The sequence below is a fragment of the Deinococcus roseus genome (assembly GCF_014646895.1).
GTDB classification, from domain to species: Bacteria; Deinococcota; Deinococci; order Deinococcales; family Deinococcaceae; genus Deinococcus_C; species Deinococcus_C roseus.
The window spans coordinates 72985-94884 of the sequence record NZ_BMOD01000014.1; the positions used below are offsets into that span (position 1 = coordinate 72985).

At 53.5% G+C, this 21900-nt stretch carries 24 protein-coding genes; 6 read left to right on the plus strand and 18 right to left on the minus strand.

Features of this window, described 5'->3' with window-relative positions; all coding sequences use genetic code 11:
- Window positions 1–123 precede the first annotated feature (123 nt).
- From IEY52_RS16560 to IEY52_RS16625, 14 genes are all read right to left on the minus strand, one after another.
- Window positions 124–2028 (minus strand): patatin-like phospholipase family protein, encoded by a 1905-nt coding sequence (locus IEY52_RS16560; RefSeq protein WP_189004369.1) that lies wholly within the window; start codon window positions 2026–2028, stop codon window positions 124–126.
- A 228-nt stretch (window positions 2029–2256) separates the two neighbouring features.
- Window positions 2257–3276, minus strand: a complete 1020-nt coding sequence (locus IEY52_RS16565) for a tyrosine-type recombinase/integrase (RefSeq protein ID WP_189004371.1) — start codon at window positions 3274–3276, stop codon at window positions 2257–2259.
- Window positions 3273–3824, minus strand: a complete 552-nt coding sequence (locus tag IEY52_RS16570; protein ID WP_189004373.1) for a hypothetical protein — start codon at window positions 3822–3824, stop codon at window positions 3273–3275. The genes IEY52_RS16565 and IEY52_RS16570 overlap by 4 nt, the downstream gene beginning before the upstream one ends.
- Window positions 3825–3888: 64 nt before the next feature.
- Window positions 3889–4584 (minus strand): hypothetical protein, encoded by a 696-nt coding sequence (locus tag IEY52_RS16575; protein ID WP_189004375.1) that lies wholly within the window; start codon window positions 4582–4584, stop codon window positions 3889–3891.
- Between the two features lie 213 nt (window positions 4585–4797).
- Entirely contained in the window at window positions 4798–5373 is a 576-nt protein-coding gene (locus IEY52_RS16580) for an ASCH domain-containing protein (RefSeq protein ID WP_189004377.1), read from the minus strand.
- A 1-nt stretch (window position 5374) separates the two neighbouring features.
- On the minus strand, window positions 5375–6799 hold the full coding sequence (locus tag IEY52_RS16585) for a nitrilase-related carbon-nitrogen hydrolase (protein WP_189004379.1): 1425 nt from the start codon (window positions 6797–6799) through the stop codon (window positions 5375–5377).
- Window positions 6800–6845: 46 nt separating this feature from the next.
- Window positions 6846–7415: a hypothetical protein gene (locus IEY52_RS16590; RefSeq protein ID WP_189004381.1), complete on the minus strand. Its 570-nt coding sequence runs from the start codon at window positions 7413–7415 to the stop codon at window positions 6846–6848.
- Window positions 7416–7460: 45 nt separating this feature from the next.
- Window positions 7461–8837, minus strand: coding sequence for a hypothetical protein (locus IEY52_RS16595; protein ID WP_189004383.1), 1377 nt, complete (start codon window positions 8835–8837; stop codon window positions 7461–7463).
- 14 nt (window positions 8838–8851) lie between these two features.
- Window positions 8852–10204, minus strand: a complete 1353-nt coding sequence (locus IEY52_RS16600; RefSeq protein ID WP_189004385.1) for a GNAT family protein — start codon at window positions 10202–10204, stop codon at window positions 8852–8854.
- A gap of 22 nt (window positions 10205–10226) precedes the next feature.
- Window positions 10227–10805, minus strand: coding sequence for a hypothetical protein (locus IEY52_RS16605; RefSeq protein WP_189004387.1), 579 nt, complete (start codon window positions 10803–10805; stop codon window positions 10227–10229).
- 195 nt (window positions 10806–11000) lie between these two features.
- The gene (locus IEY52_RS16610) at window positions 11001–11354 is read right to left on the minus strand and encodes a hypothetical protein (protein ID WP_189004389.1); all 354 of its coding nucleotides are present in this window, start codon (window positions 11352–11354) and stop codon (window positions 11001–11003) included.
- Complete coding sequence (locus tag IEY52_RS16615) at window positions 11351–11893, minus strand: hypothetical protein (protein ID WP_189004391.1); 543 nt, start codon at window positions 11891–11893, stop codon at window positions 11351–11353. The genes IEY52_RS16610 and IEY52_RS16615 overlap by 4 nt, the downstream gene beginning before the upstream one ends.
- A 79-nt stretch (window positions 11894–11972) precedes the next feature.
- Window positions 11973–13691 (minus strand): ABC transporter substrate-binding protein, encoded by a 1719-nt coding sequence (locus tag IEY52_RS16620; protein ID WP_189004393.1) that lies wholly within the window; start codon window positions 13689–13691, stop codon window positions 11973–11975.
- A gap of 240 nt (window positions 13692–13931) precedes the next feature.
- A complete protein-coding gene (locus IEY52_RS16625; protein WP_189004395.1) occupies window positions 13932–14606 on the minus strand; it encodes a hypothetical protein in 675 nt (224 codons plus the stop codon).
- Window positions 14607–14728: 122 nt separating this feature from the next.
- Between IEY52_RS16625 and IEY52_RS27100 the strand changes: the two genes are divergently transcribed.
- Window positions 14729–15178: a DUF2726 domain-containing protein gene (locus tag IEY52_RS27100; protein WP_373289887.1), complete on the plus strand. Its 450-nt coding sequence runs from the start codon at window positions 14729–14731 to the stop codon at window positions 15176–15178.
- A complete protein-coding gene (locus tag IEY52_RS16635) occupies window positions 15175–15588 on the plus strand; it encodes a hypothetical protein (RefSeq protein ID WP_189004399.1) in 414 nt (137 codons plus the stop codon). The genes IEY52_RS27100 and IEY52_RS16635 overlap by 4 nt, the downstream gene beginning before the upstream one ends.
- Here the strand turns inward: IEY52_RS16635 and IEY52_RS16640 are convergent.
- Entirely contained in the window at window positions 15579–16058 is a 480-nt protein-coding gene (locus IEY52_RS16640; RefSeq protein WP_189004401.1) for a hypothetical protein, read from the minus strand. The two genes, IEY52_RS16635 and IEY52_RS16640, sit on opposite strands and share 10 nt — an antisense overlap.
- Window positions 16045–18255 carry a hypothetical protein gene (locus tag IEY52_RS16645; protein ID WP_189004404.1) on the minus strand — a complete coding sequence of 737 codons (2211 nt, stop codon included), beginning with the start codon at window positions 18253–18255 and terminating at the stop codon, window positions 16045–16047. The genes IEY52_RS16640 and IEY52_RS16645 overlap by 14 nt, the downstream gene beginning before the upstream one ends.
- Before the next feature lie 348 nt (window positions 18256–18603).
- Between IEY52_RS16645 and IEY52_RS16650 the strand changes: the two genes are divergently transcribed.
- From IEY52_RS16650 to IEY52_RS16665, 4 genes are all read left to right on the plus strand, one after another.
- Window positions 18604–18888, plus strand: coding sequence for a hypothetical protein (locus IEY52_RS16650; RefSeq protein WP_189004406.1), 285 nt, complete (start codon window positions 18604–18606; stop codon window positions 18886–18888).
- Between the two features lie 136 nt (window positions 18889–19024).
- Window positions 19025–19768 (plus strand): ParA family protein, encoded by a 744-nt coding sequence (locus IEY52_RS16655; protein WP_189004408.1) that lies wholly within the window; start codon window positions 19025–19027, stop codon window positions 19766–19768.
- Window positions 19761–20180, plus strand: a complete 420-nt coding sequence (locus IEY52_RS16660) for a hypothetical protein (protein WP_189004411.1) — start codon at window positions 19761–19763, stop codon at window positions 20178–20180. The genes IEY52_RS16655 and IEY52_RS16660 overlap by 8 nt, the downstream gene beginning before the upstream one ends.
- Entirely contained in the window at window positions 20173–21072 is a 900-nt protein-coding gene (locus IEY52_RS16665; protein ID WP_189004413.1) for a ParB/RepB/Spo0J family partition protein, read from the plus strand. The genes IEY52_RS16660 and IEY52_RS16665 overlap by 8 nt, the downstream gene beginning before the upstream one ends.
- A 102-nt stretch (window positions 21073–21174) precedes the next feature.
- Here the strand turns inward: IEY52_RS16665 and IEY52_RS16670 are convergent, their stop codons facing one another.
- Window positions 21175–21339, minus strand: coding sequence for a hypothetical protein (locus IEY52_RS16670; protein ID WP_189004415.1), 165 nt, complete (start codon window positions 21337–21339; stop codon window positions 21175–21177).
- Between the two features lie 47 nt (window positions 21340–21386).
- Window positions 21387–21734, minus strand: coding sequence for a hypothetical protein (locus tag IEY52_RS16675; RefSeq protein ID WP_189004417.1), 348 nt, complete (start codon window positions 21732–21734; stop codon window positions 21387–21389).
- Between the last annotated feature and the right edge of the window lie 166 nt (window positions 21735–21900).

Here is a 21900-nt window from a genome sequence, read left to right on the forward strand (position 1 = left end):
AAAAGTAACTACAAGCGTAACAAAATCAATAAAACGGCATTTGATGTCGTTTTAGATCACATAATATAAGAACACTGAGCTTAAATATGAGCATTAATTCATCTGTTACCTGAAATTATCAGATTATTGCCACCTGGAAAGCTTCAACTTACTATTTCCATAACACTCGTCGAAACCCATAGGAACGGGCGTACAGGGTGAGCCATCTACATTGCGAATATTAAATCTCTTTCTAAGTTTGTATGTCGTCATTGTATAACCGTGACAGATGAGGGATTGAATCTCACTGTCCGTAAATCGAGCGAAGTCGGTTTTAATACCTGCAATTTGTTGAACCAAACTCTGATTATATATATTTTCAGAAGGAAATCCAGGAATTCCTTGGAAGTTGACTGTAGGCTGTAATATTTCTTTTTCTTCACGCAATGCCTCTCCAATGCCAACATAAATTCCAGTGTATTTGGAAATGAAACTCTGGATCATTGTTACTCTCAGCCTTCTCTGTTCATTATATATCAACGAAAAGTAGTCCGCAAAAATAAACAGCCTACTAATTCCGCCATCAAATACTCCGCTACCTCCACCGTCCGAAAAAATAAATACGCCTATCTTATCATTTTCTGGCGTTAGCTTTTTTAGCATTGGATCTACACCCATGTTATCAAAATTACCACCATCATTCACCCATGCATCGGAAAGTCCTTTAATAATGATGCGTCGCTTTTGCTTTCCTACTCCCGGATCAAATGTTAATCTATCATCCAAGTCTGGCGTTTTACGGAATTGCCATAAAGGAATCGTTCTAAAGTGTGTAAATCCTACATTTCTAGGAGTAAATACTGGAGGAAAGCAAGCCGATAATCCAATGGCAAATGATAGATTTCGATCGATATCTTTTATTGAATAGGTTGGACCAAATGTATCCTTGGCTGAAAATGCAAGATAAGTCCCAAGATTTAAGTGTGTTGTACAAAAAATAAAATTAATATCAGTATAATCTGCAATTTTTTTCAGCGTAAAATCCTTATCTTTTAAGATTTGGCGTCTAATTTCATACATTAATGCCATGCTCTGCCACTGAGAGATTAATATCGATAACCCGAAATAGACAAAGATAGCGCCAACAGTGACTAGAGTAGTAAGGCCAAGCGAACCAAATACACTTCCATATAAAACATTCAAATCCCAGGCAATTTTTTCACCTACAATACCGGACTTCTCTAACATTTTTATCCAAAATACGGGAAATATAGAGTTTGCAATAAATAATATTTTAATTATTTCGCAACTCACACCAAAAAATCCCGCCCACTTCTTATTTTTAATATTTACACTTAGGGCAAAGAGCAAAAAGATAGTAAAAATATAGATAGCGAATATAGTATAGAAATCAGATTTTTCATATGGTATACTGTCAATCTTTAAAACAATAAACTTTAAAGCAAGAAAGTTGTAGGCAATTATACATCCCACCTGAACAAATTGCTTCAACCATGCATTATGGTTGAGAAAAGCAAATAAATAGGTCACCATGAATCCAGTTATCCAATACCGATTTTCCATAATGAGATGTTTACTCACGTAGGACAGTGGATCAATCAACTGCTTCGACCACTGATTGACAAAAATCCATAACGCACCAAGCAACAAACAAAGATTGAGCATTAGAGGGAGCAAGGCCAAAGTGCGTATATCTTTGTATTTTGCCGCATTTACAGCTTCTTTTTTTACAGCGTCAACAATGTCTTCAGTGATACGCGCTGAAGGGCTTTGAACATCACTCAGATGTTTCAAAAGTAAACCAGACAGGATGCCACCACCGGAGACACTTGAAACCAAATTGATGTTTTTCAGCAACCCATGATCCCTCAAGCTCAGCAGCATTCCTAGGTGGAACAACATTGCACGGTATCCACCTCCAGAAATAGCCAAATAGATTGGTTGTCCACTCCCTTGATTATGAATATCCTCGGGTAGCTCATGCCTATCTAAGATTATAGGTTCGTTTGGGGCGGATGTTTGGGTCATTTTTTGCTCCTTTACGGTGGATGTGGAAGCAGTTATACGGCAGGGAACACAATATGTCATTGCAAGCAAATGCATGCACAGAAGCAAGAATGCTTCTGTGCATGTGCCGCATACCACATTATTTCTGAATCACCATCAATACCAAAGCAGGGATTACCCCTATTGACAAAGAACCTGACCCTTCAATTAAGCATACAAGAGTGGTTTCAGATCACAATTGCTTCACAATCACATTCGGTCCAGTGCTCCTTCAAGCTGGGAGCGGTCCACCTCAACATACAACATGGTGGTTTTTGGATCACTGTGCCCCAAATGCTCTTGCACTTCCTGTAAGGTGGCGTGCTTCAACAGGCTTGTCCCCGCATATTTCCTGAAAGCATGAAAACCCCGAAAGACTGCTCCAGCTTTCAAAAACAAGCGACCCATGTGCTTGTGAGCCTGCTTTCGTGTAGAAAATGGAAATAAAGCGGTTTCTGGCTCTAAGCCAACCCTTTCCTGCTGGTACCCCTGCAACACTTCTGCTAATGAAACAGACATGCGAACACTTCTGGAGGTGCCACCTTTGCCTTTTTTGACCTGTATTCTTTTTGACCTGATGTTCACGTCTTCCCAGGTGACAGCCAGAGCCTCGGCGATGCGCAAGCCACCGTGGGCCAGCAGCAAAATCAGCACCCGCATGGCCAGCTGGTCGGCCTGGTTCAGCACCTGCTTCACTTCTTCTGCAGTGTAAGGGGCGTTTTTCTCGGTGCCTTTCCGCAGGTCTTTTTTCACTCTGGAGTCACTGAATGGATCCGCTTCGGTGGCCGCGGTCCAGCGGAGGGCCCGGTACAGCAGCCGCACGGCAGCCAGACGGGAATACAGGGTGGCGCTGCTGAGCTTCCCTGCTTTCTTGCGCCGTTTGTCCTCTGAACCCCAGTGGGGGTTCACAGCCTGGGTGCTTTTCAGGTGGGCCAGGTAAAGGCTGGGGTCGTCTTTTCTGGGGTCGAGCAGGTTGATGCCGTTCGCTTTGGCATATTCGACAAACGTAAGGATGCCCCTGCGGTAGGACCGGAAACTGTGCGGACTGGTCAGCACGGTGGCTTCACCGTACAGCACGGTGTAAGCCTGCACGATCTCCCAGATGGCATCAAAGTCCTTGTCAACGCATGCTTTGACGGTGTGTTTGGTTCGGTCGGCTTCACTGAAGTTGGTGAACCCTCTGGCTTGCTGCAGGGGATCCGGATGCAGCACGATTTCATAGCCGCTCACAGTTCTTCCTCCAGGGTCAGGTGTTCCACCCGCAGGAGGCCTTCGGTGATGTGGGTGTTGAGGAGCCGGTGCATGTCCTGGAAGCGGCCCTCCTCATGCATTTTTTGCAGGGTCGGGTAAATGGGCCACACGTCACTGAAGCCGGTGTGTTGTTGCATGAAGTGGTTCAGCAGTTCCCTGCGCACTTGGTCTTCGTCCGTTCCAATGACCACATGCACCTGTTCGATGGGCTGGTTTTCTTCAAGGTACACGCCCACCCACACTTCAGGCCCAGGAGTTTCTGTGTCGAGTTGCAGGTGGTAGAAGTCGTAGTGGGGTGCGATTTCAGGGAGGTTTTTGAAGCGTTCGGTGGCCACGCCGTACTGCCGGTTTTCCACGTCCTCAAAGAACCGGTTGAAGTGTTCACTTTCGTGGTCTGGTCCGTACAGGTCAATGAGTCGGTTGAGGTTGTCAAAGGCGAATTTCTGGTGGAGCCCTTCGAGCGTCCGGGAGGCCAGGAGGCTGGCACTCCACTCATCGGAGATTTGCAAGCTGAGGTGCAAGGCCATGGGTCAGTTTAGCACGGGGGGTACGATAAGGTATCTTATCGTACCCCCTGTTTCGACCTGTTGCTCACTGCAGGTCGCTGAGGTGAAAGTCTGCCACCAAGTGTTCAGGGTGCTGCCGATGGTCATTACCCAGCAAAATGATGTTGTAAGGAATGGCAGGCAAATCCAATAAAACCCGAAAGGCAGACCGAAAAAGTGTGTCATACCTCCCTGCAAAAACATAACCGTTGCGGTAATGGTGCTCGATCACATCAGGACAGAAGGTAAAGGCGTTAAGCAGACCGTCTCTTTCCTCTGTGTCCTTGATGTGACCAGTGTTTTGATAGAGTTCCAACAGGCGGGGGCCATAGCAGGCCAGGAGAAAATCCTCACGCTTCTTGCGAATGTCTGGAGCCAGTGAAACTGGGGTCTGCTGAAGCACGAAGCCCAGGCCATCGCGGAAATCCACCACAAGTTGCTCTGGGAGCACATGCAACTCCACGACCAGGGCCGCCTTCTTGCCTTTTCGCACATTGGGGTCGCGCACAGCATACCTGGAAGCTCCAGCAAAATCACCGCAGGCATACCGGAAGGGCACCCTGGAACTGTCTGCTTCCAATTCTTTGAGCAATCCTGGGTTCTGAAGGAGGGTTTGCCAGTGTGGACGATGGTCAGGGAAGGTGACCTTTCCAGGCTCGAATTCCGCCTGCAGTTGTGTCAACAGTTCAGGCAGGTTTTCCGTATCCACATTGATGCCTGAATACAGGGTGTAGAACTTCATCCCAACATTTTACAACAAATCTTGTCCTGGACGAAGTTTTTTTCGCCGCTCACCAGGATCGCCAGGAAGGTGCCTCCAAATCGACTTGAAGGGTTTAACACCTGGGTTTCTTGATTCAAAACAACTTTGTCATGGATACAGCGTGCAGCCAGCTGCCTGCAGAACCCAAACCATGCAATCGGGATTCGGAAGTCCGTGAAGTGACGGATTGACTCATTCTTTTTGCCTGAGGGTGGGATTCAGTTGTGTTCCCGCAGAACAGAAACGAGGCACCTCAGGGTTCTGAATGAAAGATTCCACCTTTTTTGCTTGTCGGTAAACTTCCCGCAACTGCTGTTTGACCTTCTCGTCGGTCACTTCCCACATGCCTTCCTGTCCCCAGCAGGTGATGGGTTGCTCCAGGAACACCAGTTGATCCAGCACCAGATGAAAATGCCCAGGCATCGCCCAGGGGCTGGGATGCTCTGTGGTGAATTCTGCAAGGCGGGCCAGTGCAAAAATCCCCTCTGTTGCAAACCGTGTGGGGTGCTCAACGGCCTGGGCCATCAGGTTGTCGGATTCTGGCACCAACCCTTTCACCAGAAGGTCCATGAAAACACCCGCCATGGCAAGTTGGTGTTCAGGACGGTATTTGGAACCATGCAGCGCCACCCAGTGGCCCACCTGTTCCACGGCCCTCTGGTGGTTCTGTCCATGTTCCGCCCACTGTCTGTTCTCCACCCGTTTCCCGTGGTGCTTGATGAGGTATCCCCAGGGGGGCCTGAGGCTCAATGCCATCAATCTGGGCATGTCATTCCCTTACCTTTCGAAAGGCCCTGTTGGAGAGGGTGCTGGGTGTGTAACCCTCAAAGCCCACCATCAGGAGACCCAACAGAACAATGAAAAGGGCCATCCACTGACCGAAACGCGCGAAGGGGGTGAGGCCTTGGTTCAAATGGGGTTGAAGCTGCAAGGCCTGGGGGTGATGCCATCCCGCTGAGGCCAGCACCTGACCTTTTTCGTTGATCCATGTGCTTTCTCCTGGCAGGGAAGCCACCATGATCTGTCGGCGCAATTCGAGGGCCCTGGCTCGGAGTCCGATCTGTTGGTATGCGTATGCGATTCGGGCCTGGGTGTTGGTGGCCACGAAAAGCAGTTCTGCGCCTGCCTGCACCTGTTCACGCAGAGGTTCACTCAACACCCCTTCCATGCACACCGCCATGCCCAGCTTCACCCCTTTGATGTTTTGAACGGGCAGGGCAGGCCCTGGGTACAGCCAGTGGGTTTCGGTGAAGGGCACCAGAATGCGTTTGTGGTACACCGGTTGGGTTTCTCCTCCCTGGTATTTGATGATGGCATTGGTGACCCCTTCCGGCCCGGAGTACACTGCGCCCAGCAAGGCCGTGCGGTCCGCAAGCACCTGCTGCAGTTCGGGCTGCATCAACCGGTAGTAGACAGGATCTGGGATGCTGGTCTCCGGCAAGAGCAGCACCGACTGGCCTGTCTCCTGCATCAGGCCTTTGAGCGCCTGGTATTGTGCCTTGGCGTTTTCTGCAGTGTAGTCCTGGAAGAGGGGGATGCTCAGGCCGGTTTGAAGCAGGGTGAAGGTGACTGGGCTTTTTTGACCGGGCGCGTGCAGATGGAAGTTTACGACCGTCACCATGGTGGCCACCACTGCCAGGCTCACTCCTGCAGCGCTCCAATGGCGTTTCTGCACCAGTTGCTGCAGGAAACCCACGGCCACAACGCTGGCTTTCACCCCGATCAGGGCATACAGTGCGCTCAGGGGGGTGTCCAGCAGCAAATATCCCAGGCTGTACGGCAGGCGGTAATTGCCGCTCAGAGACAGCTCTGAGAGCAGTTCCCCCAGGTACAGCAGGGAGGTGATCAGCACCAGCTGGTTCCGGTGGAGCGTCCGGGTGAAGTGCAGCACCCCGGCCAGCACAGCACTGTACAGCACGGCCAGCAGCACCACTCCCACCGACTGCAGCGGGGTGAACGTCCCGTCCAGAAAGAAACCCCACATGCTGTGCACCGTCAGAACGGCATAATGGACCAGCAGAATCAGCAAATACCACCAGAAGGTGCGGCATCTGGAGAGCAGCCACAGGAATCCAAGCAGCGCAAAGAAGCCCAACCAGAAAAGGGAGGGGAGGCTGTACGCCAGCACAGCCCCCCCTGCACACATTCCGGTGATCAGCAGCCGGACATCAGAACGTTCTGACAATCTGGCCATCGTCATCCAACTCAATGGTTTTGGTTTTGAAGCTGCCCGTCTTGCCCTACTGGGAAATCGAGCCGTCCCACACGCGCCTCAAGAGGGGTGGTTCGTTCAGCTTGGGGGCAACCAGCATGAAGGCAGGGGTGAAAGGCTGGGACAGGTCTGAATTGATGCGGTAATCCACCACCTGCATTTTCTCCATGTCCAGCACAATCTGGGCCAGCCAGGCTTGATGCCCGTCCACTTCAGAGACGGTGCTCAGGGTGAACAGTCCGAGCACACTTTCTGTCACTTCGGTGGCCTGATCTTCTGAAACCAGCTGAATTTTCTCGCTGAGCCACACCCGGCTTTCTTGCACTTCTGGGTGCTGTTGTACGGTCTGGGAACGGATTTCCAGCAGTTGGCTTTTCAGGCCGTCTGGGAGGTCATCCAGGCTTTGCTTCATGACCCCCATGCTGGCTGCGGTGGTGGCTGCTTCCAGCTTGACGGCCAGGGCATCTGCATCATGGTAGAAATCCAGGATCTGGGCTTTCACTGTCGCAGGTTGATCTTTGGTTTTGCTGGATCCGGGCATGTGGATGCTGCAGGCAGTGAGGAGCACGGTGAGGGTGAGGATGGACAATTTTTTCATGTGGTGAACGTCCCTTCAAAGGAGAGGTGGCGATGTGGTGCAGCTTCAGTAAGCAGCTGGAATCATCCAAACCGAAAGGTCTCGGGCAATGGTTTTCCAGTCCTGCATGCAGATGGAGAATTTTTGGTTGACGTAGTCTTTGACACCCAGATTGACGATGCCGACCGCTGTCATGGTGTCTGCGTCATAGACAGGGCTTCCGCTGTCCCCAGGGTTGATCAGGTCATAGGTGGTGTTGTAAGACGGCAGGTAATTGAAGCAGTACATCACGGTGTCAATTTCATATTTGGGGATGGAGCCATAAGGGAATTTGGTGAATTCTGCGTAGTCGGTGTATTGCATGTTGACGATCATGGGGTACACCCGGTCAAAATCCATGCCCTTGTAGAGCAATTTGGTGTAGCTGGTCTGTCCGGTGTGGTAAAGGTGGGCGAGGTTCTCGAAGCCTCCCGGCTCGGCGTAAGCACCTTTCACCACCCTGAATTCCCGGATGGTGGGACCTTTGGGGTCGGTGATGGGCAGTTTCAATTCCAGTCCAGTGCTCTGCAGAGGAACAAAAACAGCGTCCAGTCCGCTGCCTTCTTTGGGCTTGTAGATGAAGTCGTTGTTGTAACCGGTGTTGATCTGGTTGCGGAATTCATCTTTGCGGTCGGGTTGAAACATCCGCATGCGCAACATGAATTTCTGGAAGATCTCCTGGGTGTCTGATGCGATGCAGTGCCGGGCCGTGATGAAGCCGTACATGGGCTGGCCATTGACCTGTCCAGCAGCAATGTAACCTGCGCTGCACCAGTTCTCAGGGTTTTTTTCTGCCGATGGATCACTGATGATGCGGGTGCCCATCAGGAAGGGCCGCTGCCATTCGTGGATGGTGCCGTAGTTGGGTGTAGAGCTTTTTCCGGAATACAATTGCAGGGTTTTGGTGGTGTTGACGGTGTAACTGTCGGCTGCAACAGCGTTCTGGGTCAGCCAGCTCTTCACTGCTGTGGCATCGTTGGCTGTCTTCAAGATGAGTTCCACTTTGTTGAGGTCCGCCCGGATGGTCATGCTGGTGATCCAGTTCTTGCTCTGGTTGAGGTATCGGATTTTACCGAGGGTGGTCACCAGATCGCTGTAACTGTAGGTGACGTTCAGAACCTGAGCACCTGCAATGTCGGAAAGGAAGTTCTGCTTGCTGTAACTACTCGCTTTCAAATTGGCAGTGGTTTGCTGTTTGGTGATGGAAGAGGCCTTCAGGTGGAGCTTTCCAGCGGTTCCATTGGAACCTGGGAGATATCCGGCGTAGTCAGGGTACTGCTGGGCGATCTGGAACTCCAGGCTGCCGGAGAGTTGCAGTCGGGTTTTGGCCAGGGTCTCTTCGAGGGTGGCAGCGGAAGCGAGTCCACTGAGGGCAAGGGGGATCAACAGGAGTTTGTGTTTCATGGGGTTCCTTGGGTTCATGGGGCGGCTGCGAGGGCCAGGTAGAGGAGGTTTTCGGCGGTGCGCAGGTCTTTGCTTTCGGTGAAAAAGCTTTCGTCTTCGTCGCAGACCACCAGGCCTTGAACGAGGGCAAGCAAGGGTTGACGTTTCCGGGGATCGGTCACCCAGGCCCGCACTTTCGGAGCGTCAGTGATTTTGATGCCTTCGGTGCTGAGGTAAAGGGGCAGGTCAGTGGTTTTGAGGGTGATGGGATCCTCTGGGAGGGCCAGTGTGGCTGGCAAGCTGGGTGCTCCTAAAGTGCGGGTCAGGTTGTTGCACAGCACGGCCTGGATGTCTGGGCTGGTCTGGTACTGCTGGTGCCAGCTCTGGTGGGGTTGTGGGATCCCGGTGTGGATGTCCACCTGAATTTCTGGGCAACTGCGCCATCCGGCACGCACCATTTCCACTTCCAGCCAGTCGATGGGGAGTTTGTGCTGGGTGCTGAGCTGCTGCAGTTCTGTCTGGGTGATGCCTTGGGTCACTTGCAGAAGCACGGGTTGCGCTTGTGTGGCGAGGGCCAGAGGGAGTTGTTTGAGGGTGTGTTTCAGTTCCTGCAGCAGCCGGTCTTCATTGAGGTGGGCAGGGATGGGGCTTCTGGATGGGGTGAGCAGTTGGCGCTGGCCTTCTGGGGTGAGCACCACATGCATGCGGATCAGCAGGTCTTGCAGGTCAGGGCGGCCCAGTTCGCTGAGGGATTCCCAGGCTTGATGCCAGATTTCGGTGAAGGGCAGGCAGCTTTCACTTCCGATGTGAATCAGGTTCCAGCCGAGGTGCAGGCTGCGGTGGTCTCCGGGTTGGTTTTCATCAGGATCGATGGTGTACAGGTGCAAATCGAGCAGTTCACTGGAGAGCACCAGGGCTCCTTTTGTGGGTGCTGGCTGCAGTGTTTCTCCGATCTGCAGGTCCACGTCGGTGAATCCCGCGCACTGGTTCAGCCATTGTGGGGTGAGGGTGGTGTTGTCTCCGTGGATTTGCCACCAGGTGCCTTCCATGCTGGTGCTGCTCGCCTCTGGTGTCCATAGCGTTTCGGAGGTTTTGGGGTTGAGGATGGCTGAGGCCGTGGGGGTGCTGACCCGGATTTGTGTGCACCATTCGGGGTTGAGCAGGGCTTGCAGGTCTTGGTGTGCGGAGTACCAGTCTTTGGGTTCTCCCACCACACTCAGGAGGTCTTCCATTCGGGTGGGTGGGGTTCCGTTGTGGCCCAGGAGGGTGCGGTCTGGGTGAAGGTCCACCCGGATGTTGGTGGCTCCTGACCGCACTGCGTTTTGGATGAGGCCGCGCAGGGCGTGGGAAATGCTTCCCTGTGTGCTGGGGGTTGCGGTGAGGTTCATGGGTTCCTTTCTTTTTTGGCTTTCACCAGACGTCTGGGGTGCCGTAGAGGCGTTGGTACACGTCCCGGTTGTGCTGCAGGAAGTAGGTTTTCATTTCTTCCTTTTGGCGTGAGGTGACTTTGGTGAGTGTGGGTTGGTTGTCGAACCTGCAGTGCACTTCCAGCATTTCTTCTGGGGTTTTCTGGCACACGATGGTGGCAAACAACCCGTCTCCTGTGGCGTGGAGGATGTGCAGTTTTGCGGTGCTCAGGATTTTGTCTTCAAAGGTTTGGCCTTCCAGAGCTTTCAACAGTTGCTGTGGGTTTTGCAGGTACCACTCGACCATCTGTTTTGAGTGGAGCGTTTCGGCGTCTTCCATGCCTTCTGACCGACCAAATCCGAATGACCAGCCGATGATTGTGAGGGTCAGCAGGATGGCGGGTGGGTAGCGCAGCAGTTGAGCCGGGGTGAGTTGGAGTGCGGTATTGATGAAGGCCAGAATGAATACAGTGATTCCTGCGCCCACCAGCAGGCTGATCAGGAAGGTGGGGGTTTTCCACCAGGGCTTGAGCTTGGGGAAATCTGCAGGGGGTTCGGAGTGTTTCATCAGGGTGACGTTCATGGCTGGGTCCTTTCGGTGGGTTGTTTTTTCTTGCCTGGAGTGTTTTCCTGGTTTGAAACGAAATTAAAGCAATAGGTTTTTCGAGATCATTATACATTTTTTGAGCGTCATATTATTTCAAAGAAAATCGGTTGATCCTGAGCATCAACCGATTTTTGATCACTATAAATTTAGCGCTGTGCGTGTTGTTGGGTGCTATCTCAATGGGCAGCAGAAGTAAACCATCCCTTCCAGCACTCCGGCTCCCATGAGCACCTTCGCCAAGAGGGCCTCAAAGAAGGGGTGGGACTTTGGGGCATGCCAGTACCGCATGACCTTTTGCCTCCAGCAGATCATGCCACCGAGCAGGCTGCAGCAGGCATAGAACAACAGAAAGTGGCGGTTCCACAGCACACTGAGCACCTTCACTCCCAGCACCATTGCGGCAATGAGTCCAGCCAGAAAGCATTCAATGGTGGTGATCATTTGCGTCTGGGAGAAGGTCAAATGGCGCTTCCAGGCCAGGTACACGCGAATGAATTCAAGGGATTTCAGTCGGTGCAGGGTCACCGCACGTACCGCAACTGGTTGGTGTATCCGAGGTCGCTGAGTTCAAACAGCAGCAGGCTGTGGTGGAGCTTTTCACCCAGCATTTCCAGACGGGCTGTCTCCCAGGGTTTTCCACCGAAACGTTCCCGGTTGAGCCCCACATGGTCGCAAATGCCGTTGACCACCCATACCTGCAGTTCGTAGTCAAAGCCATTGACCAGTTTTCCATTGTGGTAGTGCAGGTCTTTCATGTCCTGAGGTGGATCGTTGAACCATTTCAGCAGGAGGTCTTCTGACCAGGTCATGGGGACAAAATCGGTGATTTCTGCGCCGCCATCGTCGTCTTGCACCTGCACCGCGAGGTACCAGTATTGCTGGCTTTCCGGGGTGACCCCCAGGGCCTCCAGTTCTCCTCTTGCTTGTGAGAGAACGGTTTTTCCATCTCCATCTGCAAGCATGATTTTGCTTTCCAGAATGGAGTGCCAAAGCAGGTAGTGGCTTTGCAGGCCCGATGGTTTTCCTGATCCATCATACGATGCCTGATTTTTCTGGTGCGTCATATTTTAATGATGCATTATATTTTTTTGAAGGTCAATAAAAAAACAGGGGAGCATACTCCTCTGTTTTTAGTTGGTGGGTTTACTGCTTCTTGATGGTGTAGTAGTAGTATCCTGGGTAAACAGGGTTATACACCACACCGCTGAGGTAAGGGTGCTGAATCTCCACGTTGATGACCTGGTGGGTGGGCAGCCCGAGCACCTCATCGAAGGCGATTTTTTCGATGCTGCTCAAGAGGACATTTCTCGCTTTGCTGTTGGTCTCTTCAGAAAGCTGCTCAATCAGCTGATCCACTTTGGGGTTTTTGATGCTCTGGGTTTTGGCCAGGGTTCCACTGGAGTGCAGCAGCGGTTGCACGAAGTTGTAGGCATCTCCGTAGTCTGCGGCCCAGTTGCCTGCCCACAAAGACATCTGCCCTGATGCCCGCATGGCGCGGATCTGGCTGTTGGGCAGGTCACGCACTTCGATTTTGAATTTGGGGTTGAGGGCTTCAACGTTGGCCTTCAAGATTTCCAGGGTGGCTTTGCGCACAGGGTTTCCAGAGTTGTAGTACACCGGAAGCACAAAGCCATTTTCCCAAACTTTGCCGTCCCAGGCGGCTTTGAAATGCTGAATGGCTTTGCTTTTGTTGTAGGTGTACTTCTTCTGCCCGGCTTTGCTGTAAAGCCCTTTGATCAGCACGCTGTTCATCTGGATGGCCTGCTTTTGCAGCACATCGTTGACCAGAGCGCTGTAATCCATGCTGAACGCCAAGGCTTTGCGCACATTCACGTCACTCAGGAAGGTGCTGGGAATGCCTTTGCCATCCAGCTGCCCACTTCCCAGGATGTTGGTGCCCTGACCGCTGATCTTCTGGTTCATGTACAGCATGTCGATGCCCAGGGCAGGCACTGGCTTGCTGACTTTGAGGGTGGGGTCACTGTGCAGGATGTGCTCGTACTGCGAAGCTGGGATGGAGGCGAAGTCGGCGTCTTCATTCAAGAACAGTTGCACCCGGGTGGCTGGATCCTGCACGTTGCTTAAAACCACACGTTCCACACTGGCAGGTTTGCGCCAGTAGTTGGGGTTGCGTTTGAGGACAATGTTCTGACCCACATCGTAACGTTCCAGCTGGTATGGTCCTGAGCCGAGCGGAATGGTTTTCTGGAAGATGCTGTCTTTGTCTTCCTGCGCGTTGGCTTTCAGCCAGCTGGCTTCGGTTCCGTCCCATCCTCCTGCCTTGATGGTGGCTTGCTTGGAGTACACCGCTCCAACGTAAGGGGTGGCAAGGATGGCCAGGAACGGAGCGAAGGGGCGTTTGAGTTTGAAGACGATGGTTTGTGGATCCACCATCTGAATGGCGGAATTCAGGTCGCTGAATTTGATGGCTCCACTGGCGGACATTCCGTCGGTGTCGCCGAACAGCGCTTCACTGAGCAGGTAGGCTGCGCCCCAGTTGTGCACCAGCAGGCGTTTGAAGCTGTATTCGACATCGCTGGCGGTCAGTGGGCTGCCGTCCGCAAATTTCAGGCCTTTGCGCAGTTTGAAAGTGTAGGTTTTTCCGTCCTGGCTGATGCCGCCATTTTGTTTGGTGGGCACGTTCTGGGCCAGGAGGCCACTGAACCGGTCTGAAGAGATGCCCTGGTAAAACACCAGGGTTTCCAGGGTGTTTTGCAACACTTCTCCGCAGAGGTTTTCGTAGCAGTAGGCGGGATCCAGGGTGCTCCAGTCGGCAGCGTGGGCGACCGTGATCACCGAGGGGTTTTTGGCTGCCAGGGCCGGGCTGAGCAGCAGGATTGTGGTCATCAATAATTTCTGCATGGGTCTCCTTGTGTGGATGCAAGCCCACATTTTGGGTTGCATTGTCGAGAATTGTATCTGAGCCTGTATCTCAATGTGTTGAAGTGGCTAGAACGAAGCAGCACTTGCAGGTTTCTTCATGCCAACCCTTTACACTTGAACGGCAACATTGGGTTTGATCAATGCGGCTTTTGACAGGCAAAAACCCCCTGATGGGTGTCCAGGTGGGTTTTGCATGATTTTCCTTTTTGGGGTTCTGACTCAGAGGCTGCGGGTGGGCCGCTGCTGAAGGTAGGTGCCGTACCAGGGAACGGCCAGTTTCAGCACTCGACTGCCTCCCAGCACAGCCACGAAAAACAGCAGAATCTCACCCAGGACCATCATGCCTTGCAGGTATGCAACTTGCATCCCGATTTTTGATTGGGTGTCATGAAAGTACGCCTTTGCCATGTCGATGTAAGTCACGATTTCCACGAGATGTGCCATCAACCAGAACGAGCACCAGAGGAAGAGCGAGAAGGAGAGGGGCAGGGCAATGAGTCTGCTGAGCACCTTGTGCTGCTGGATCAGTTGCGTTTTTTCTTCGTCCTGTAGGACGGGAGGGTGCTGGTTTCTCCATTTGGCCAGGGTGGTTTGGAGTCGTTGCTGCACACTGGGGTGCTGGTAGGCGGCCCACAGCAGGTATCCGAGGGCCATCATTCCGAAACCCCATCCAGACACTTGCAGGAAGGTTCCTTGCAGGGCGCCGTCGAGAGCTTCGGGGTTGTGGGGGGTGAGGATTTGTTTCAGGGATGCATCCCAGGTTTTCAAGGCGTGTGCTTTGAAGTGTGTCATCTGGGTGCACTGCCAGGCCTGGTTGAGGAAGATGAGGGTGGTGGCCATGGTGAAGGTCAGTGCACCCGCGTTGATGAACTTGAGGGTCCTAAAATTGAGCATTGCTTGATACCTCCGTGAGCATTATACAATTTTGCAGCATCATAAAAAAATTCATTGATTACTCGGTTATATTTTTCTAGACTGTTATCATGCCTACATGGGTTTATGTTTTTTTGGGGGTGATGGTGATTGTGTGCGTTCTGGCCGCATTGCGGCCAGCCCGATCCCATCTGCACTTCAGGGTCAAGAAGGGTTTTTTCTCCAGGGCTGAGCTGGAGTTCTACCAGCAGCTCTGTCATGCCCTCCGGCACCAGCAGGTGATGGTGCTCTGTAAAGTTGGCCTGCGTGACATTTTCGATTTTTCTTTTGATTCCGAGCACCTCAGAGCCTTGGGGGCCAAACACGTGGACTTTCTGGTGGTCAACCAGTCGGGGCAATTGCTGTATGCGATTGAGCTGGATGGGAAAAGCCACCAGAGCCACAGGCAGCAGGCCTGGGACCAGCAAAAAAACCAGATTTTTCTCAGCGCCAGGTTGCCATTGCTGCGTTTCAGCAACCATGAAGGGGTGAGTGCTGCTCAACTCCAGGCCCGCCTTGCCGTCGCGCAAAAGAAACTCAAAGGTCAAGGATGAAGCAACCTGGAGGCAATGTGGTGTCAGAGCAGGACATCACCCGGGAAATCATGCTGGTGCAGGTCCTGGGGTTGTTGGTGCTGCTTTCACTGCTGATCCAGGCATCTCATGGTTGGTGCATTGCCTTCGTAGGGCTCTGGGTGGTCTTGAGTGCTGGATTGGTGCACTGGAAGACGTACCGCGATTGGATGCGGGAGATCTTGCAACGCAGTGTGCTGGGACAGCAGGAACGCCTTGTGCGGTTTTGTGATGAGGCTGGCATCACCGGTCCGGAGCGGGATGAATTGCTGCAAGCCCTTCCTGATCCTGTGGTTCTGGGTTTGACCCACCGGGAATGGTGGGTCATTGGTGGCGTGGTTGGCTTGCTGTTGCTTGCCCTGTGGTTTGTGTCCAGCAGCCTTCAGAGTTGATTGAAGAGATGGCGCAGCTGACCTTCGAGGGGTGCAGGCGTTGGCACCGGCACGTGGATGCCCAGCGCCTGGAACAACATGCCCAGCAGGTACATCACCACATACAGCACACAGAACAGCAGTCCGGTGGTGCCTGCTGTGCCCATCAGTCGAAGGGCGTAATTCAGCAGGGCGGGATGGGTTTGGGTGAAGGTGCGCAGCATCGGACCCACTTTGCGGTTTTGGTTCAGTAGGCTTTGAATGGCCCCTTGCAGGGTGCAGGCCGTGAAACTCAGCAGCATGAAGCCCCACATCAGGGCATCAAATGTGGGCCAGTGGGAAACCTGAGCTGTGGGTGGCCCTTGGACCTGGTGGTATCCCTGTTGAAACACCGCGATGCACTTGGCGGGCATCAAACCCAGGATGCAACCCATGATCAGCACAGTGAGCCCGAGCGCCACGCTGACCGCTTTGCGTTCATCTGGGGTCATGTGTGGTCCGTGGTTGGGTTGCGCCCATGGTCACCCCGTAGGTTTTGGAGTGCGTCACTGGGCTGTAAGTCCAGCTTTCATCGTCTTCCTGCTGCTCGATGTGCTGTAGGGCGGGTGGAGGTGTCTCCTCCAGGGGGGTGGGGTGCACTTCCACCTGTGGGGTGGGTGTTTTTAGGTCTTCGAGGGCCTGCTGGACCAGGGCAGGGTTGCCTTGCAGCACCTGAAGGTCTGTACCTGTCAGGGTGGCCACTGCGGGAAGCTGGTGGGCCACGTCGGTGTACCGTTTGTGGTCGATCTGGTATTGGACTTGAATGTTGCTTTTGTCCTGAACGGGAATTTTCCAGATGAGTTTTTTTCCGACCTGCTCGGGTTCTGCTGCTGGGATGCCGTCAACTATCGTACTTTCTGTAGCGTAATTTGCTCCGTGCGGCAGGGTCTCGGTGAGGATGAGCTGTTCGCTGTGGTCCGGCACATCAAGATGCATTTCTTTGCTGGTGGTGATGTGACCACCGGGAACAATCTGGCTGATGCCGATGACCTGGCGTTTGACGGTGTGCAGTTCGCTGGTGGGTTGCAGGAAAGCTTTGGATTGAATGTTTTGCTGGGCCGTCACGCCCAGCTGGATTTTCAGGGGTTTGCCTTGCTGAATCACCCCTTTGAATTCTTGGGGACCACTGGCCGTGAGGCCCTCCGGCAGGCTCACTTTGATGGCGACGGGGGTGGGGAGCTTTGAGGTGGTGGTCACCTCGGTGTTCACCTGCTGCTGTTCTCCTTTTTTGAGGTGGATGGGTGTTTCAGGGAGGTGCAGGGGAACGAGGTGTTTGATGGGGATGGCAGGCTGGGAGGGCTTGATGGGTTTTTCCAGTTGGGCATCCACTTTGAGTGGTGTGTAGGCCGTGACCAGCAGGGGGTGGTTTTGCTGGTGTTGGTCCTGCAGCGTCAGCATGGGAGTGGGGGTGCTTTGTCCGAAGATCTCCTGGGGCAGCTCCGAGCGGATGGTGAAGGTTTTTTGCAGGGCCTGGGATCCCCCAACGATGCCTTCCAGGGTGGGGTCTTCGGTGTGCCACCCTGCGGGCAATTGAAGGTGGGCTTTGAAGGGCAATTCGTAGAGGTGCGGTGTGGTGAGGGTGATGCCCAGTTCAGCGGTGGTGCTCTGGGGGCTGGGTGGGGTGAGCCATTGTGCCCTCAGGTGTCCATCAACCGTGAATTCCAGGGTGGTGTGTTGCGCTTCGCTGCTTTTGAGGGTGATGGGGGCGGTCACCTCTGTTGGGGTGGGTGTGCACTGCACTTTGGGGGTGATCCAGCTGGTCGGGGTGGTTTTCAGGGTGTTCATCCTGAGCAGGGAACTGCATTGTGGAAGGACGTGTTCCTCTTTTGCCTGCCTGGCATCTGGCTGGATGTGCAAGGAGATTCGCAGGGCGTTGGAGAATTGCGCTGTGCTGTGGCTGACGTAAAAGAGTTGCCATTCGCCTGCGCTGTTGCTGCCGAGCGCAACGGTGTCTTCTGCCCACTGCCTGGAAGGGCTGCTGGTGAGGGGAATGCGTTCTCCCTGGGGCCCTTGCAGGTAAAGTTCGGACATGCTGCCGTCTGCGTCGTAATTGCTGACTTTGAGGGTGGCACCCTGGTCTGTTTTTTCAACCGTGAAGCGTCCGACGCGTTGCGGCACCCCTGGCAGGGAGGGGGCATTGATGCTGACCTGCGGGGTGCTGACCTGGATGCCTGGGGTGACCCTCAGTTTGAAGCTGTTTTTGGCGTTGCCTCTGGTGTTGACGCTCAGGGTGTAGGTTCCGGCTTGCAGCATGCCCTGGTAGAACGGCACCCAGAGGTGGCCTTCTGCGGTGGTGAATGCTTTTTGTTGAATGGCGGTCTGGTTGAGGCCCAGCAAGGTGAAGGTGGTGAGTGCCGCTTCTGTTTTGCTGTAATTTTCGTCTCCCAGCTGCTTTGGTGTGCGGGTGCGTTGGGGGTTGTAGTCGTTTTTGTTCAGTCCGGGTGAGTAAATTTCGATGGTGAGGGGTTGCCCTTCCATTTCGGGAGGGATGGTGATCTGGTAGTCGTCTCGCAGGGCATCCCAGGGGTGGGTGATTTTGTTGCCCACGCTGACCAGGGGGAGGTCCAGCTGGTTGGGCTGGATCTGGGCGAGTGCTCCTGCAGGAAGGCCCATGTAAGCCAGGATGAGCCAGGGGGTCTTGTTGTTCATTGTTCCTCCCATTGCAACGCAGCATCATAGAAAAATGGGTGCATTGTTGTTTTTCATGTTACAGTATATTCAATCTCAATTGTTTGCAGCATTAAATGAATTTTGACCGTCATACTTGGGCAATTCCTGCGCAACATGGGCTTTTTTGGTTGCAGGGTTTTTGTTGTGGAAGGCGGGGTTTTCCCTGAGCCTGTGAGGAGAATTTTTCAGTCCTCAAGATGTCTTGGCTGATGACAAAGTTTCGGACAAATTTCCGTTTTTTGGGTGCTTTTGGAGGTGAATTTGTCCTGCTGCAAATGTAACGAATCGGTATCATTTGTTCAGTAGTTGCGAATCCTGGAGGTAAACATGAACAACAAAAGCTTTTTTACCGGACAAATCCATGGCCAGCAGGTCATGGTGGCAGTGGACAAGAGCATGCTGGATGCTGCTCACAGCATCATGAAAGTCAGAAAAAGTGGGGGCTTCAATCTGGAAGTCACCCAGTACGCCCTGAACACCACGCCCCTCGCTCCTCTTGAGCTGCATTACGATGCCGCCCAGGACCTTTACACCCTGCAACCCAAACACCGCCAATTGCGCTTGCCTCAACTGTCTGCTGAGGCGGCTGTGGTTCCTGCTTTGAGCAGTTGATGTGAACTGAGATCCGAATTCGACCGGCCCCCGCATGGGGGTTTCTTTACGCCATCATATTATACCAAGTATATTTTAGCTACAAAGCTACAAGTAGTCTTGTAGACAAAGCCAAAATTCCATGTATACTAGAACCATGAAATTTATCTCCGTGGCAGGAATCAAAGGTGGAGTCGGCAAAACCACCACCGCAGTGAGCATTGCCAAGATTCTCGCAGACCTGAACCATTCGGTCCTCCTGATTGATTCAGACGTCGGCCTTTCCGCCAGCTACAAATGGTTGCACCGCAACCCTGACTACCCGTGGGGCCTCCAGGTGCGCAAATGGGAAGAGGTGCGCCGCCAACTGGAACAAAACCCCAAACACCTGCAAGAACAGGGACTGGATTATGTGGTGATGGACACCCGGGGCAGTGAAGACATTGAAGAACTGGTGACCCTGGCCCGCCAGAGCACCCTGATGGTGCTTCCCACCAAGCCAGATGGCCTCAGCGTTGAAGGCCTCAAAGACACCCTCACCCCCCTGCTGCAACACAAGGTGCGCAACTTCAAGGTGCTGATCACCGACTCCCCTGCCCACAACAGCGATGGGAAAGACGCACAGGATGAACTGGTGGCCGCCAAACTGCCGGTGTTTGCCAGCATCATCCGGCGCACCGAAGCGGTCTCAAAGGCAGCCACCCAGGGTGTGCCCATCAAAGATGCCCGGGTGTATAAGACCCTCAAAGACGACAATGGCGAGTACAAAGTGGACAGTGAAGGTTACCTGATCCAGAAGTCATCTGGTCGCGCCCACAATGCCGTCAATGCCTGGCTGGACTACCAGCGGGTGGTGCAGGAACTGGTCCAGCAACTGAACCAAACAGCGGCCCATGGTTAAACCTCCACGCAGGGCCATGAACTTTGACCTGCTGGGCCTTGCCAGCCAGACAGCAGAGGGTGATGCGCCAGCACCCTCCCAGGCCAAGGAGCGCCTGCACACCTACCTGGATGTGGACCTCAAAACAGAGCTGGCGGTGCATGCAGCAAAAAAGAAAAAACCCCTGTACGTGCTGCTCAATGAAGCGGTCAAAGCGTTTCTGGACTGGGCTGAACCTCGCCTGCAAGCAGGCCTGCCTCTCCCAAAAGGACCCGAATGGAAACTGGGGCGCTTCCAGAGCTACCTGTACCCGGACCTGAATGATCGCATGCGCAATTATGCCGCCCTGGTGCACACGGACCTTGACATCTACGAACTCATCTCCCTGGCCACAGACCGGTACTTGCATCCAGAGAGGTATGTGAATGATTAACGCCAAAAAGAAACCTGCGGGTTCAGGATTTGGTGCCCTTGCGGGCATCCAGGCAGAGGTGCTTGCCGAGCCCACCGCCCTTCCAGAGTTCATCTCGGTGGAATTGATTGATGCCAACCCCCACCAGACCCGCTACCAGTTTGAGGAAGAACCTTTGCAGGCCCTGGCCGAAAGCATCAAAGCAAACGGTTTGCTGCAACCCGTGGTGCTCCGCAAAAAAGCCGATGGGCGTTACCAGCTGATCGCCGGGGAAAGGCGCTTGCGGGCGCACAAACTGGCTGGTCTCTCTGAGATCAAAAGCGTGATCCTCGACAAACCGGAGAGTGCAGATCTCGAATTGAACCTCACCGAGAATGAACTCCGGCAAAACCTCAACACCTTTGAGCGGGTGGAAGCCGTGGTGCAACTGGTGGCCTTGCACTTTGGCAAGGATCCTGCAGATGTTCCCGAGCTGTTGTACAAGCAGCGCAGGCAACCCGACCCTGAGGTGGTGGCTTACCTTGAAGACATCTGCAAGAAGTTTTCCTTTGGGAAGTGGGACTCACTGGTGGCCAACCAACTGAGTGTGCTGACCCTCCCGGAAGACCTCAAAACCCTGCTCAGGCAAGACCGCATTCCGTACAAGCATGCCTTGAAACTCCGGCAGATCACCGATGAACACCAGCGCAACCTCCTCACCCAGCGGGTGCTGGAAGAGGGCATGGGTCTGGAAGCCCTCACCCAGGAGGTTTCACGACTCACCAGCAAGCCCACTTCTCAAAAGGATTCGCCCCGTGCCCTGGTGGAGAAGAAATTCAAGCGGGTGGTCTCCAGGATGTCTCCTGACCAGAAAGAAAAGCTGAACGGCCTGCTGGCCGATCTGGAGCAATTGCTGCTTCAGACAGAGCAGTGAAGTCCCAGCTTTTTTGATTGTTGGGTGATGCCGTTTCCAAAAAACAACCCGGCCTGCAGTTTCAGAGGGCCGGGTTTTGGGTGCTTCCAGGGCACACAGGGTTCATTTTTCGTGGGTGATGGCTTCTCTGAGTTTTTCACCCAGGGTGACGTTTTCCAGCTGGGCCAGTTCGGAGAGGGCCTGGTAGGTGAACGCATTGGTTTTCAGGGCGAACAGGGTGCGGTTCTTCTGGGCGTTTTGTTCTTTTTTGCTGTTGTTCTTTGACATGTTGAACCCCACGGTGTTGGTTCTCAGTATACCGTGGGGTTCAGCTTTCAGGAGGCCATTGGGGGTTCTGCGCAGGTTCGGTGCAGGTCTGGGAGTTTTTTGAAGTTGATTTGCAGGGTGTAATCCCTGCCGTTGCGCTGGGAGATGCGGGCTTTCAGACCGTAAGGGGTGAGGCGGTTGAGGATTTGATGGTGGCGTTCTGGGTAGACGAAAGCGTCTCCGCTGGGCACCAGTGTGAGGGTGAGTCCACTCAGCAGGTCCTGCAGGCCCCAGATTTTCAGCAGGCTCTCCACCCCCCGGACTTTTTTGTGGCAATCGCTGCCCACCACGCCCACACCGGGAACTTCGATGGGCTTCTTGTTGATGGCTTTTCCGCATATGGCACAGGTGTTCATGCTGCCTCCTTAATAACTTATCTGATTATTAGTATACACCATTTTTCATGTTTTGTCCACTTCCTGACACCATTTGGTGTTCACGCCAAAACGGAAGTGACACCCTGCAGGGTGTCACTTGGGTAGTATGCGAATGTGGAGATAGTGTGCCAGGGCAATTCCCCGT